Origin of the sequence: Rhodococcus sp. IC4_135, from assembly GCF_011602025.1 — a bacterium.
Classification (GTDB): domain Bacteria; phylum Actinomycetota; class Actinomycetes; order Mycobacteriales; family Mycobacteriaceae; genus Rhodococcus_F; species Rhodococcus_F baikonurensis.
In genome coordinates this window covers 64,068-76,796 of the sequence record NZ_JAAOLG010000024.1, presented here as the reverse complement: position 1 = coordinate 76,796, position 12,729 = coordinate 64,068, and the positions used below count along the sequence as shown (strand labels likewise).

Below are 12,729 nucleotides of genomic sequence, written 5' to 3'. Positions count from 1 at the left end.
ACCGGGGCGCACCGTTCTTTCGTGAGACATCGAATGTCCGGGCAACAACAGGCGTCGCCCCGACAGCAGCACCAGAACACAAACTGTCCCTATACGGGGTCAGCTCCTATCCCAACTACCGATTAGGGCTACGACATGAGCATCACGACCGACGAGCTGCGGGCCGACACGATGTACAGCAACGCCATCGACGCCGCGTATCCCGCGATCGCACCCTCAGGAATGGCGGCCGCCGAGATCCTCGAGACGTTGACCGGCAAGATCACCGCCGCCACGAGCGTGGCAGGGATGCAAGCGGAAATCGGGTGGCTCACCCTCGCGCACGAAGTGACCGCCCGGGAAGCTGTCGCCCTGCTCGCCGTCGCGACCCGCCGCGCCTACGACGCCGGACAGATCGCACCCTCACGGGTGAATCGGGTTTACGGCCGAGTTGAGCGCGCCGCCGCACCGCACGGAATCCGATTCCGATGGTGAGCGCCCCGAAGGCAGAGACGATGGTGGATCCGCAGATGTTCACCGGATGCGTTCTTGCGGGATGCTCGAACATCGTGGCCGAGGACGGAGAAATCTGCTCGCAGTGCCGCCGCATCTTCGGCGACATGATCAGGCCCGTATCCGAGCGAGAGCGCGCCGAGACCACCGAACACCCACGACCCGCCGCGACCGGAGCGCAGGTGTTGACCCGGCGCAATCAACGGTGCTGGTTGTGCGAGCAACGCCGCACCTGTACCCGCGTCGGTGGTCAGTGGGAGTGCCGCGACTGCACGCTGCCGGCGGAAAAGTGACGCCTGCCCGGCGGCCGGCCACCTTCGGTGTCCCCCGAAATGAACTCCGCTGCGCTGCGTCCTGATGAAGAACATCTTTTTGTTCTCCTTCTGGCCTTCCGATTCTCGTCGGCGGTGACCTGCGCGCAACCCCTGGCGGCGCAAGCGCCGGCCGACGGCTCCGAGAAATTTTCGTCACTCGCAAGCTCCCGCCGAAATTTTCTCGGCCCAGGGGTGGCACTCCGGCCCCCTCATGCCGACGCGATTCTCCTTTGCCAGCAGGCGAAAAAAATTGGCGGGGCACCCGGCCCGGTCACTTTCATCAGCGAGGGGAACGACATGCAGCGCATCCGTTTGAACACCGCCACCGAGGTACTCGCCTCCATCCCCACCATGCTCGGATTCATCCCGACCGCATCGGTCATCGTCATCATGCTCAAAGACGAAATCGTCGACGGCCGCACCACCAAACAGATTGCCCTCGTCGCACGCACCGACGCAGCCACCGGCGAGGGCACCGGATTCGATCCCGCCCCGTACCTCGAAGCCGCCGCACGCGCCGAGACCACCGCCACGATCTGCGTTGCCGTCGCCGAAGACGCCGCCGCAGTCATCGCGCTCGACCAGATCGCGATCCTGCGCCAGGGATTCCGTGACGCCGGAATCCACGACATGCTCGCCCTGCACGTCACCGCGCTCGAAGCCGGAGCGTTGTGGACCGACCTCGACACGTATGCGACCGGACTCACCGAAGACCCGAACGCCTCAACATTGAGCATTCACAACGCCGTCGAGCAAGGCCGCACCACCGCAGCCTCACGCGAGGACATCGCCGCCCGCTACGCCGTCACCGTCGAAGCGGACACCGCACCCGCACACGCAGCGCTGCACGCGCAAGGAACGGACTTCGTTCGCTACGCCGTCACCGAACTCGTGACACTCATCCGCACACGCGGAAACCCGGACGCCGAGCTGGCCGCCCGTGTCGGACTGTGCGCCACCATCAGCCCGACCGCACGCGATGCCCTGATGTTCACCGCCAACGGAAACGAGCACGCCGCCGCCCACGCGTTCGCGACCATCGCCCGCCAGGTACGCGGCAACGCTCGCATTCAGATTCTCACCGTCGCGGCGTACTGCTCATACATCAGCGGCGACGGACCCAGTACCGGCATCGCACTGGAGGCCGCCCAAGCCGCAGTGATCGACGGCAACGGCGAACACGACACCCCGCTGCGCAACCTGCTCGACTTCGCACTCGAGCACGCAGTCTCGCCCGCCGCAGTCACCACGCAGCTGCACGCGATCAGCGCGGAGGCAGCGCGATCCTTCGGCGTCGATGTCGACAATCTCGACAGCTGAAAAACGGCAGCGGCCCCGACTTCGCGGAGAAGTCGGGGCCGCTCCCGTATGCGGTGGCGGTTGTTCGGGCATCGAGCCCTAACAACCGCTGCGCCAGCTCCCTAGCGCGCACCCGTGCAATGCGGCGCGCCGAAGATCAAGCGAACAAGTGATCCGTGGTTCCCGGCGCGGGAAACGCGAAATCGATCCGATCACGAGCAACGGGTTCGCCAGTCAATCCTTCGACAACAGCGGCAAGGTCCGCATCGGTGATCACGTTCAGATGTTTCGTCGATTGGTACATCGCGGCCTCGGCTGCGGATCGTTCCACAGGGATGTTCTTGTCATTCACGGCTGGGCCTTTCGTTGTGTGCGGGGTGCAAGTGCAGCGGTCAGGAAGTGAGGATCAAGTGCGCCGCGCTGATCAGATTGCCGACGCCGTGAGCGACGATCGCGGGCCAAAGCGAACGGGTGTACAGGGCGAGAGCTGTGAACAGTGCGCCGCCGACAAAGGCGAACACCACATTGCCGAATCCGAAGCTCGCGTGCCAGACGGCGAACAGCACGAGCATGACTGACGCCACCGACAGAATCAGTATCCGATTCGATGGTCTCCGCCGTTGAACGGCGAGCACACCGGACCGGAACAGGATCTCCTCCGGTACAGCCGCGAGGAGGAAGGCTCCAGTGGCAGCGGTGAAGAACCCGCCACGGAGCAAGTAGTCCTCTCGCTCTTTCCTGGCCGCGATAACGTTCGCATCGGTCACCGGGAACCAGGTCTCCAGATTCACCACGAATTCGAAGAGCAGATAGTGGCCGACTGCGACGAGAACTGGGACCAACACAACCCACAGCGCGATCTTCTTCCACCCGACCATCTGTGAGGTCGGGCGAGGCATGACAAAGCCCAACCGTCGAATTGATCGCGCCCAGGTGACTCGTAGCGAGCGGACGACCGAGCGGACGACCGAGCGGGTATTCGACTGTCGGGCCCGTTCGAATGGCGGAGCCAGAGCGACCGTCAACCAGATGATCCACGCGAAGAACGCGTTGTTCAGGTTCTCTCCCGTGGGGTCATTCGCTGCGCGTGCCGTGAAGCCGATCGCAAAGCCCAGAGATCCCGTCGAGAAGATTCGGAGCTGAGTGCGGGCCGGGGCGAGGCGGAACCACGCGGTAGTGACGCGTTTGACCTGAGAGCGGACGACCGTTATCGGCGTCGACCCCGAGCCGAGAACGGGTGTGGGCATCGGGTGCAGTCCTAAGCGCTCTTCTGCTCACCGGATTCAGCGGCCGGCGAAGTTTCGATCCTCTTTGTCACCGGCTTCTTCACCGCCGACCGCTTGGCTGCTGACTTCCGTGCGGCCGGAACGCGCCACTGTTTGATCGAGGCTTCGGTGAATCCGACGCGCAGTGCTTCGCTGATCGCTGCATCGAGATTGCCGACGTTAGCGGCATCCTTGCGGGCGAACTCCTCCCGAGTGTCGAGGAGTTCCTTGTGTGCGGTCGCCACCACACGGATGATCTTCATCTTCTCTTCGGCTTCCGCCTTGATAGCTGCGTCGAGTGCTTCGAAGTCCGGTGTGTTCGGTGTCGTGTTCATGCGCTACATCGTAAGAGAAATCTCGCTCGACCGTGCACCACTGAACGTGCGCTAAGCGCAACTCGCGGACACTCGACCCGTTGTCCACAGGTGGGTGTCCGGGGCGGCGTTGTGTGCACACCAGACGCGGAGCGGAGGAATCTGGTGTGTGCCCAATGCCGAGAACCCCGGTGCCCGCCTGTGGGCAACATCAACCACCCGGACTGCGTATCGACGCGCTCCGCGCGGCGCATTCTCTTTTCTCCGAGATTCGACCACAGATAGGGACTGCTCCGATCCTCATATGGATGCCCGAGATTTCCTTCTCCGCTCCGCTGCGTCTCAGGCACCCACAATCGGGACCAGCCCCGAAATGGGGACGAATTCGCGATCGGAGGAACTCGCAGGCTCGTCCTGGCGCTTCTGAGGTTTCGGGGGACGCGACTAAGGACGGAAGTGGCCCCGAAATCTAGGCCCCGGCAGAGCAAGATAGTAACTTAGGTGCCCTAAGTTGAGTCAGGTCTTGCCGCTGCGCTCTGGACCTGAGACACTGGCGTGTAGCCCCACGTGGTGGGGGCGCTGCGCTGGGCCGAAGAGAGGCACGACGGACATGAGTGAAGACGAGGTCGGTCGACCCCGCCGGTTCCGTCGTGAACGCCGGGAGAATGTGCCGGGCGGTCGAGCTGGCCGGCACGTGGTGAAGGTGACTCCAGAGGAGGAGTCCGAATTGCTGCGCCGTGCGCAGGAAGCGCGCATCACCGTGGCGCGGCTGATGGTCGAGTCCGCCCTGTCCGACTCCGGTGAAACTGCTACTGATCGGCGCGATCTGGCTGCGGAGTTGTTCTCCGCGTTCCGGTTGTTGTCGGCAATTTCTATCAACATCAACCAGATGGCGAAAGCCACCAACGCAACCGGAGACATCCCCGCCGAACTGAACGGCGCACTGGTCAGCGTGCGGCGTTTGGCGGACCGGATTCACGGCACCCTCGACGAGATGTCCGCGCCGTGATCGTCAAGATTTCCCGCGGCGCCAAAGTCACCGGACTGATGTCGTACCTCGCCGGTCCGGGCAAGAGCAACGAGCACACCGACCCCCATCTGGTGGCCGGCGACTACGCGATCATGGCGTGGCACGACGACAATGAACTCAGCGGCGTCGACGCTCTCGCGATCGGCAAGCAGATCGACCAGCCCCGCAAAGTGTTCGGCACCGAAATCAAGATCCCGAACTACCTTCGTGATGAATCCGGCCAAGACGTTCGCGACAGTCACGGCAAGAAGGTCCGCGATCCGATCGACCCCTACCGCGACGGAAATGTCTGGCATTGCTCGCTCTCGCTCAAAGCCGACGAAGGCGAGCTGACAGACGAGCAGTGGAACAAGATCGCCACCGAGTTCATGGACGAAATGGGTTTCACCGACACCTCCGGCCGCAGCCCCGCCAGATGGGTCGCCGTCCGCCACGGAGTGTCCGCGAAAGGCAACGACCACATCCACATCGCCGCATCCGCCGTGCGCGAAGACGGCACCAAAGTCAACCTCTACCGCGACTGGAAACGAGCCAGCGTCGCGGCTGCTCGCATCGAACGCGAACACGGCCTCGCTGTCATCAAGTCCCGCCAGAGCAAGACCGGCGAACGCGGATACCACCGAGCCGAAAATGCGCGCGCAGTACGCAACGGGAAGACCGAACTCGACCGCGATCTCCTCGCACGACGTGTCCGCGCCTGCGCGACATCGTCGAAGTCCGAAGCGGAATTCGTACGCCGACTTCGCGGGCAAGGGCTGATCGTCCGGCCCCGTTTCGCCTCCGGGCGTGATGACGTCGTAGTCGGCTACAAGGTCGCCGTCAGGCCCGACCGCGAAGCAACCGGAACCGATTCAAAGCCGATCTTCTACGGCGGCGGTCATCTCGCCAAAGACTTGACCCTCCCCCGCCTCCGCAAAGAATGGGAAGACACCCCCACGGCGTCTTCGGAGGCCGTCGACGAATGGCGCAGCGCACAGCGCGAGCGTCCTGCTGCACGACCCGGGCGTGAAGCGAAAATGCTCGACCCGAAACTGCTGGACCGAGCTGCCCGAGACATCGCGGCCTGGAACAAATACCTTACTTCGATTCCCGCCACCGACCGAGCGCAATGGGCACGCGCAGCCGGACGAACCTCCGGTGTCTTCGCCGCGTGGTCCTCCCAAGTCGAGGCCACACCCGGACCCCTCGCCCATGCTGCAAAACAACTCGCGCGATCCTCACAAATCCCCGCACATCAGCACGCACCGAAAACGGCGGGCGTCGTCTCCGCCGGCGGTGCGGCCCTGATCTTGATGCAAACAAGCCCACAGCTCGGCAAGGCAGCGGCGTACGCGCTGCTGATGCGCCAACTGATCAAGACGGTGGAGGCGATCGCCGCCGCACATCGCGCTGCCGGCGATCTGACCCGGGCGCGTGACCTCGAGATGACCGCCCGCGGGGAACTCGAAGTGATTCACCGTCGGATGCCGCAGCCTCGTACCGCGGTCGAGCAGGTCGAATCCGAGGGCAGCGTCGCAGTGCTCGAACGGCCGGTTTCGGAAGAAAGGACAACGACGGAAGAGACGTCGTCGTCGGAATCAACCGCAGACAACGCAGCAACGATCGCAGCCGGTGACTTCCCTGTCTCTGCGCGGGAAGCAGTAAAACGAGGCCCTACACCAATCCCTCCTCGGCTCGATCCTCAACGAGAACAAACCCGAGCGGGAAAGAACCAGGACCACGGCCCCGAGCGCTAATGCTCCGGCAGAAAACCCGAAATCATCGTGAGTGCGGCGACTTCTTTGCTTACGGCCGCTGAATACCACGGTCCCATTTGGCTCGGCCAGGGCGAAAACTGCCTCACCGACTCAGACGCACTCGCTCGTTTCTCAGCGTGAGATGATTCGGCCATTCTGTACAGGGCGGTCATACCGTACTTGTACCTCGAACTCTTCGAGGACTTCATCGCCAGATGCTCGGCGGATGGAGACGAGTAGGCATGAGCCCTGAATCGCGACCCTCGATTCAGTACGTCCGCACCGGGCGATTGGGACAGTGGCGGTGCCGCTTACCAATTGGAGGCGAACGTGGTTCCCGGCCTGTTCCCGGGCCCAGCGAATTTCTCGGTTCTCTGAGATTGCCGTTTGTAGGTCACCGCGTTGGCCGATGGGAGACTGTCAGTGGGCTCCGGCGAGAAGGAGACGACGACGACGAAAGAAGCACTCACCTGTGACGATCACCGAGCTAGAGCTTGAGTCCCGGCTCAAGGCGGCAGCGAACGCGCTGCGCGGGCCAGTCGACCCCGCGGACTTCAAGACCTACGTTTTCCCGATGCTGTTCTGGAAGTGGATCTCCGACACCTGGGTCTACGAACACAATCAGGCGCTCGAGAAGCTCGGTGCCGACCTGGACGACGAGGTTGAGGCGGATTACCACCGGTTCGATATGCCAGCAGGCACCCTGTGGTCCGAGGCCACAGGGAAGGTCAAGAACCTCGGAGCAGAGATAGCCAAGGCGTTCCAGCGGATCGAGAAGGCCAATCCCCGCTCGCTCGCCGGCGTGTTCGGCGACGCCTCCTGGGGCAATAAGGAGCGGCTTCCGGAGTCGGCGCTCGTCGGGCTGATCAAGGCGTTCAACGAGCTGCCACTTGACCCGACGACTGTCTCCCATGACTTGCTCGGCGCTGGTTACGAATACCTGCTGAAAGACTTTGCCGACGAGTCAGGGAAGAAGGCAGGAGAGTTCTTCACACCACGATCAGTCGTCAACTTGCTCGTGGGCATCCTTCAGCCCGAGCCCGGCGAACTCGTCTATGACCCGACCTGTGGATCGGGCGGAATGCTCGTCGCAACGATCAATCAGCTGCGCGAATCGGGCAAAGATCACCGATCGCTGCGACTATACGGGCAGGAGATTAACCTGACCACCGCTTCGATCGCTCGAATGAACCTCTTCCTGCACGAGATCGAGGACTTCGACATCAAGCGCGGCGACACGCTCCGCGCCCCAGCATTCAAGGACACCAGGGGATCAGTCCGAACCTTCGACGTGGTCATCGCTAATCCGCCGTTCTCACTGTCGAACTGGGGTGCGGATCGGTGGCCGGCGGACCCACGTGCCTTCTGCGGTGTGCCACCTGCGAAGAGCGGCGACTACGCGTTCGTTCAGCACATGATCTCGTCGATGAACATCGGCACGGGCCGCGTCGGTGTCGTCATGCCCCACGGAGTCCTGTTCCGGGGCGGCGCTGAGGCGCGGATCCGCCAATGCCTCATCGAGCAGGACAACCTCGAGGCCGTTATCGGATTGCCGCCTAACCTCTTCTACTCCACGACGATTCCTGCCTGCTTGATGATTTTTCGCGATCAGAAGCCCGCTGATCGAAAGAACCACGTCCTCTTCGTTGATGGATCGGCAAGGTTTGACAAGGCTTCGAATCAGAACCACATGAGCGAGAGGGATGTCGAGATCCTCATTGACGCGTACCGGTCCGGTGTAGATCCTGACGGCGGCGGTGCGAACGTCCGCCTCGTACCGTTCGATGAGATCAAGGGCAACGGCTTCGATCTGAACATCGGTCGTTACATCAAGGTCGCGGCCGAGGAGATCGCCGATTTTGGCTCGGCGCTCGTTGCGTACGCGGACGCTCGGCAGCAGCGTATCGAGACCGAGCACACCATGTTCGAGCGCCTTGCGGCGGTCGGGATCGACCTGAGCATGTTCGAGGCAATCGATGAATGAGTGGAAACAGGTGCGGCTCGATGAGGTCGTGACGCTCGATGTGGAGACAGTTCCAGTCGTGGGAGCGTCTTCATATGACATCGTCGGGGTCCTGAACCGTGGTCGAGGCCTGCTGTTTCGGGAAGCGATCGTCGGCGTTGAGACCTCGTACAAGGCCCTGAACAGTATCCGGCCAAGTCAGATCGTCTACAGCCGTTTGAAGGCGTTCGAGGGAGCCATCACAGTTGCTCCGAATGATCTGGGCAAAGCGTACGCGTCACCTGAGTTCCCAACATTTACTTGTTCCGAGCGTGTGCTGCCCGAGTACTTCCGACTTCTCACCACAACGAGGCGGCTTTGGGAACAGTTGCGAGCCTTATCGACTGGTATGGGTGGTCGCCGTGAGCGTGTGAAGCCATCCGACTTCCTGACGATCGAGGTCGCTCTCCCACCCCTATCTACGCAGCGCCGCATCGTTGACGCCATGGCTGCGGTGGATTCACAGATTGAGGCTCTGAGACAAGAGCATGAGCGCGGACGTGCAGCACTGGGACCAATGATCGGCGGCCTCATTATCGCTAGCGGCGATTGGGATGCGTTGCCGCTGAGCTCAGTCGGAAAGTTCACGCGAGGCCGGCGCTTCACTAAAGCGGACTATGTGAGCTCGGGCCTTGGATGCATCCACTATGGGCAGCTCCATACAGACTTCGGCCTATTCACGTCCAGCCCACGGACTTATCTCCCGGAGACTTTCCGTAACCGCATGCGGCTGGCAAGCACGGGAGACGTCGTCATCGCAGGCACAAGCGAAAACACTGAAGATCTCGCGAACGCCACCGTCTGGTTGGGGGATAACGAGGTGGCAGTGCATGACGACGCCTACATCTTCAAGCACGATCTTGACCCGATTTTTGCTTCTTGCATCTTCGTCTCTCCGGAGTTCCAAGCGCAAAAGGTGCAGTACGCCGCCGGAACCAAAGTCTCACGGATCTCAGGAGAGAATCTTGCAAAGATTCTGGTTTCTATTCCGCCGAAAGACGTGCAAACCAGGATCGGCGGGGTAGTGAAGGCATTCGACGAGAAGCTTGAGAGTCTCCACTCCGAACTCGTCACCTCCAGGGCCTTCCGCTCCTCGTTTCTGGCATCACTTCTCAACCGGGAGATCGAGATCCCGCAGTCTTATGATCGATTTCTGCAGGAGGTCGTCTGATATGGCATGGACTGAGTCGTCCACGATCCAGCGCTCTCTGCTCGAATGGGCCGAAGAAGCTGGCTGGGATCGTCTGCCTGGCGACGAGTTGCCTCGAGACGAACATGACGTCGTCATCGACGACTGGGCGCGCGATGCTCTGCTTGCGCTGAATTCGGAACTCGCAGACGATCCTGAGTCGGTGGAACTCGTCCTTCACGAGATCAATCGAGCGGTTCTCGACGCCCACAACGGACTCGTCGCGGCGAATGAGCGGCTTACCGTGATGCTCCGTGGTGATCATGCGTTCACGACGATCACCGGTGAACACGTCCCGCGAAGACTGATCGACTTCGAAATTCTCGAGAACAACCGGTACACGGTGGCAGACGAAGTGAGGATCTCCGGCGCGGTAAAACCGCGGCGCTTGGATGTCGTCTACTACGTGAACGGCTTCCCGCTGGTAGTGGCCGAGACCAAGACGCCGGTCAAGCAGCAAGTCTCGTGGGTGAACGCCGCAAAGGACATCTACGACGTCTACGAAGAGGAATATCCAAACTTCTTCGCGACCAACGTCTTCAATGTTGCTACCGAGGGTCTCGAGTTCCGCACAGCCCCGATCCGCGCTATCCCGGATCCAGACTCGGAGATCTGGGCTCCGTGGGGCTCGACCGAAGATGATCCGAAGACGATCACCGGGCCTGCCCGCGTCGAACGCGCAGCACACCTGCTGCTCCGACCAGAAACTGTCCTCCCGATCCTCAAGGATCTCGTGATGTTCCGGCACGCGCGCGACGCCTCCGAGACCGACATCAAATTCCTCCCGCGCTACCCGCAGTTCGAAGCAGCGCTGGCCATCCACGCAAAGGTTCTTGCTGACGGTCCCGGTGGCCTGATCTGGCATCACCAAGGTTCAGGCAAGACAGAGCTGATGGCGTTCGCCGCGGCACGGCTCCTACGTGATGACGTCGTCATAGAACGTTTCGGTGGCGCGCCGACGGTCATCGTCATCGCCGACCGCAAGGATCTGGTTCGTCAGACGGCGGAGATGTTCGAGACCGCCGGGATGCCGCGCATGAGCGTTCCCAAGAACCGGCGCGAGCTGTTCGCACTGCTGCGCAGTGGTGAACCCGGTGTCATCATCACCACGGTCCACAAGTTCGCCGAGGCCGGGCACCTCAACGACCGGTCGAACATCGTGGTCCTCGTCGATGAGGCGCACCGTTCCCAGGATGGGAAGTTCGGCGACGCGTGGCGCGCGGCGGTGCCGAACGCGAAATTCTTCGGTGCGACGGGCACCGCGATCAAGAACAAAGACCGCTCAACCTTCAAGCTATTCGGCGACCCATCCGACCCGGACTTCGTGATGTCGCGGTATACGCCGGAGCAGTCCATCGCCGATGGGTTCACGAAGCCCGTCATCATCGAGGGCCGGTCGATCGGCTTCACCCTGGACAAGGAAGCGCTCGACGAGGCATTCGATGAGCTGGCGGAGGAGGAGAACCTCGACGAAGATGAGAAGGTTTACCTGTCCGGCAAGGCCTCGCACATCGAGACGATCCTGTCGAACCCCGATCGTGTCGCCGCAGTGTGCGCGGACATCGTCGACCACTTCCTCTCGTACGTCGCTCCGCTGGGACAGAAGGCGCAGGTCGTCGCGTTCAATCAGAAGCTGGTCATCGCCTACGCCCGGGCCATCGAGGCGGAACTGGAACGCCGCGGCGCAGCGATGCCTGACGGGCGGCTCCGTGAAGTTGGCGTGGTGATGCACGTGGCCGATAGCAAGGACACCCCGAAGGAATACCGCCAGTATCTCCTCACATCCGAGCAAGAGGAGGCGCTGAAGCGCCGCTTCAAGAAGGTCGACGATCCCATGTCGTTCGTCGTGGTCACGGCGAAGTGGATGACCGGTTTCAATGCACCCATCGAGGGCGTGCTCTACCTCGACAAGCCGGCCAAGGAGGCCAATCTTTTCCAGACGATCACACGCCCGAACCGGCCTTGGAAGAACCCGGTCACGGGTCAACGTAAGGACTACGGCCGCGTCGTCGACTACATCGGTCTCGCGAAGGCCATCGGTACGGCGATCGCCGGCCCCACGGCGGGCAGAGACGAAGACGACGACCTGAACGTGGTGGACGCATCGAAGCTCGCGGGTAAGTTCGTGACTGACCTGACGAAGCTCCTCCACCTGTTCGCGGGGGTCGACACCACCGATTCCTCGTTCGGCTCTCTCGCCGAGGCCCACGAGCGGATTCCTGACGGTGGCGCGCAGCGCACGGAGTTCGTGGAGGGATACATGGCGCTCCAGACCGTGTGGGAGTTCCTTGATCCGCACCCCATGCTGCTGCCGTTTAAGCAGCAGTACCTTTGGCTCGCGAAGGTGTACGAGTCGATCCGCCCGAAGGATGTCTCCAAGGCGTTCTTGTGGGCTCGCCTCGGGGCGAAGACGACCGAACTCATCCATGGCCACATGAACGAGGTCTCTGTGAAGTCGATGGGGTCCAGGACCGTGACCCTCGACGCGGCCGGTCTTGCACTGGTGAAGCGGATCGCCGAGCAGCTGCGTCTGCCAGCGACTGACCCGGCGGGTGAGGACAAGGTCGACGTTTATCAGCAGGTGCTCGACTCGATCGAGGCGCGGCTCAAGCGTCGACTCGTAGAGAACGAGAGCCCGGTGTACAAGTCGCTGGCCGAGCGGATCGAGCGGCTTCGGACCAGGGCGATCGAGAACGTCGAGGACTCTTTGACGTTCCTCGAGGAGGCCCTAAAGATTGCCCAGGACGTCGTAGCTGCCGACCGGGCAGCCAAAGTCGGCGACGACGAGGCGCTCGAACGAATCGCTGACCCGAAACGCGGCGTTCTGACTCAGATCGTCGAGGAGAACACGCCGCCCGGGCTACATCAGATCGTTCCCGAGATCGTGGACCGCATCGATGGGATCGTCCACGAGGTTGCCTACACCGGGTGGACCACGAGCGACTCGGGCGACAAGTCCGTCCGCCGGGAGCTGCGCGCAGTGCTGAAGAACTACGGCCTTCCTATCAAGGGCGACCTGTTCGACCGGATCTATCAGTACGTCAGAGAGAACTACTGATGGCCCATGGAAGGGGTGCAGTTGACCTAT

At 62.2% G+C, this 12,729-nt stretch carries 11 protein-coding genes; 8 read left to right on the top strand and 3 right to left on the bottom strand.

The genetic code is table 11. From position 1 onward, the window contains the following. Positions 1 to 135: 135 nt before the first annotated feature. The 3 genes from G8767_RS28200 to G8767_RS28190 all read left to right on the top strand — a co-directional run bounded on the left by G8767_RS28200 (position 136) and on the right by G8767_RS28190 (position 2,126). Positions 136 to 474, top strand: a complete 339-nt coding sequence (locus tag G8767_RS28200) for a hypothetical protein (RefSeq protein WP_166813086.1) — start codon at positions 136 to 138, stop codon at positions 472 to 474. Next, entirely contained in the window at positions 468 to 785 is a 318-nt protein-coding gene (locus G8767_RS28195) for a hypothetical protein (protein WP_166813084.1), read from the top strand. The genes G8767_RS28200 and G8767_RS28195 overlap by 7 nt, the downstream gene beginning before the upstream one ends. Before the next feature lie 318 nt (positions 786 to 1,103). After that, on the top strand, positions 1,104 to 2,126 hold the full coding sequence (locus G8767_RS28190; RefSeq protein ID WP_240952881.1) for a DUF4192 family protein: 1,023 nt from the start codon (positions 1,104 to 1,106) through the stop codon (positions 2,124 to 2,126). Between the two features lie 136 nt (positions 2,127 to 2,262). Here G8767_RS28190 and G8767_RS28185 read toward each other — a convergent pair whose 3' ends face one another. The 3 genes from G8767_RS28185 to G8767_RS28175 are packed head-to-tail and all read right to left on the bottom strand — an operon-like array spanning position 2,263 to position 3,705. Further along, a complete protein-coding gene (locus tag G8767_RS28185) occupies positions 2,263 to 2,457 on the bottom strand; it encodes a hypothetical protein (protein WP_166813080.1) in 195 nt (64 codons plus the stop codon). Positions 2,458 to 2,497: 40 nt separating this feature from the next. Further along, the gene (locus tag G8767_RS28180; protein ID WP_166813078.1) at positions 2,498 to 3,352 is read right to left on the bottom strand and encodes a CPBP family intramembrane glutamic endopeptidase; all 855 of its coding nucleotides are present in this window, start codon (positions 3,350 to 3,352) and stop codon (positions 2,498 to 2,500) included. A gap of 11 nt (positions 3,353 to 3,363) precedes the next feature. Further along, entirely contained in the window at positions 3,364 to 3,705 is a 342-nt protein-coding gene (locus G8767_RS28175) for a hypothetical protein (RefSeq protein WP_166813076.1), read from the bottom strand. A 589-nt stretch (positions 3,706 to 4,294) separates the two neighbouring features. Between G8767_RS28175 and mobC the strand changes: the two genes are divergently transcribed. The 5 genes from mobC (at position 4,295) to G8767_RS28150 (ending at position 12,699) form a co-directional block, all read left to right on the top strand. Beyond that, on the top strand, positions 4,295 to 4,693 hold the full coding sequence (mobC, locus tag G8767_RS28170) for a plasmid mobilization relaxosome protein MobC (protein WP_240952880.1): 399 nt from the start codon (positions 4,295 to 4,297) through the stop codon (positions 4,691 to 4,693). Beyond that, positions 4,690 to 6,450, top strand: coding sequence for a relaxase/mobilization nuclease domain-containing protein (locus tag G8767_RS28165; RefSeq protein WP_166813074.1), 1,761 nt, complete (start codon positions 4,690 to 4,692; stop codon positions 6,448 to 6,450). Before mobC ends, G8767_RS28165 begins: the two co-directional genes overlap by 4 nt. A gap of 472 nt (positions 6,451 to 6,922) precedes the next feature. Next, a complete protein-coding gene (locus G8767_RS28160; protein ID WP_206029855.1) occupies positions 6,923 to 8,434 on the top strand; it encodes a class I SAM-dependent DNA methyltransferase in 1,512 nt (503 codons plus the stop codon). Beyond that, positions 8,427 to 9,623, top strand: a complete 1,197-nt coding sequence (locus tag G8767_RS28155; RefSeq protein WP_166813070.1) for a restriction endonuclease subunit S — start codon at positions 8,427 to 8,429, stop codon at positions 9,621 to 9,623. Before G8767_RS28160 ends, G8767_RS28155 begins: the two co-directional genes overlap by 8 nt. A 1-nt stretch (position 9,624) precedes the next feature. After that, positions 9,625 to 12,699 carry an HsdR family type I site-specific deoxyribonuclease gene (locus G8767_RS28150; protein ID WP_166813068.1) on the top strand — a complete coding sequence of 1,025 codons (3,075 nt, stop codon included), beginning with the start codon at positions 9,625 to 9,627 and terminating at the stop codon, positions 12,697 to 12,699. The last annotated feature ends 30 nt before the right edge of the window (positions 12,700 to 12,729 follow it).

What these genes read in the sequence shown, in the direction of transcription:
- G8767_RS28200 (WP_166813086.1), top strand. Translation starts at nt 136, where the DNA reads ATGAGCATCACGACCGACGAGCTGCGGGCCGACACGATGTACAGCAAC.
- G8767_RS28195 (WP_166813084.1), top strand. Translation starts at nt 468, where the DNA reads ATGGTGAGCGCCCCGAAGGCAGAGACGATGGTGGATCCGCAGATGTTC.
- G8767_RS28175 (WP_166813076.1), bottom strand. Translation starts at nt 3,705, where the DNA reads ATGAACACGACACCGAACACACCGGACTTCGAAGCACTCGACGCAGCT.
- G8767_RS28190 (WP_240952881.1), top strand. Translation starts at nt 1,104, where the DNA reads ATGCAGCGCATCCGTTTGAACACCGCCACCGAGGTACTCGCCTCCATC.
- mobC (WP_240952880.1), top strand. Translation starts at nt 4,295, where the DNA reads ATGAGTGAAGACGAGGTCGGTCGACCCCGCCGGTTCCGTCGTGAACGC.
- G8767_RS28155 (WP_166813070.1), top strand. Translation starts at nt 8,427, where the DNA reads ATGAATGAGTGGAAACAGGTGCGGCTCGATGAGGTCGTGACGCTCGAT.
- G8767_RS28150 (WP_166813068.1), top strand. Translation starts at nt 9,625, where the DNA reads ATGGCATGGACTGAGTCGTCCACGATCCAGCGCTCTCTGCTCGAATGG.
- G8767_RS28180 (WP_166813078.1), bottom strand. Translation starts at nt 3,352, where the DNA reads ATGCCCACACCCGTTCTCGGCTCGGGGTCGACGCCGATAACGGTCGTC.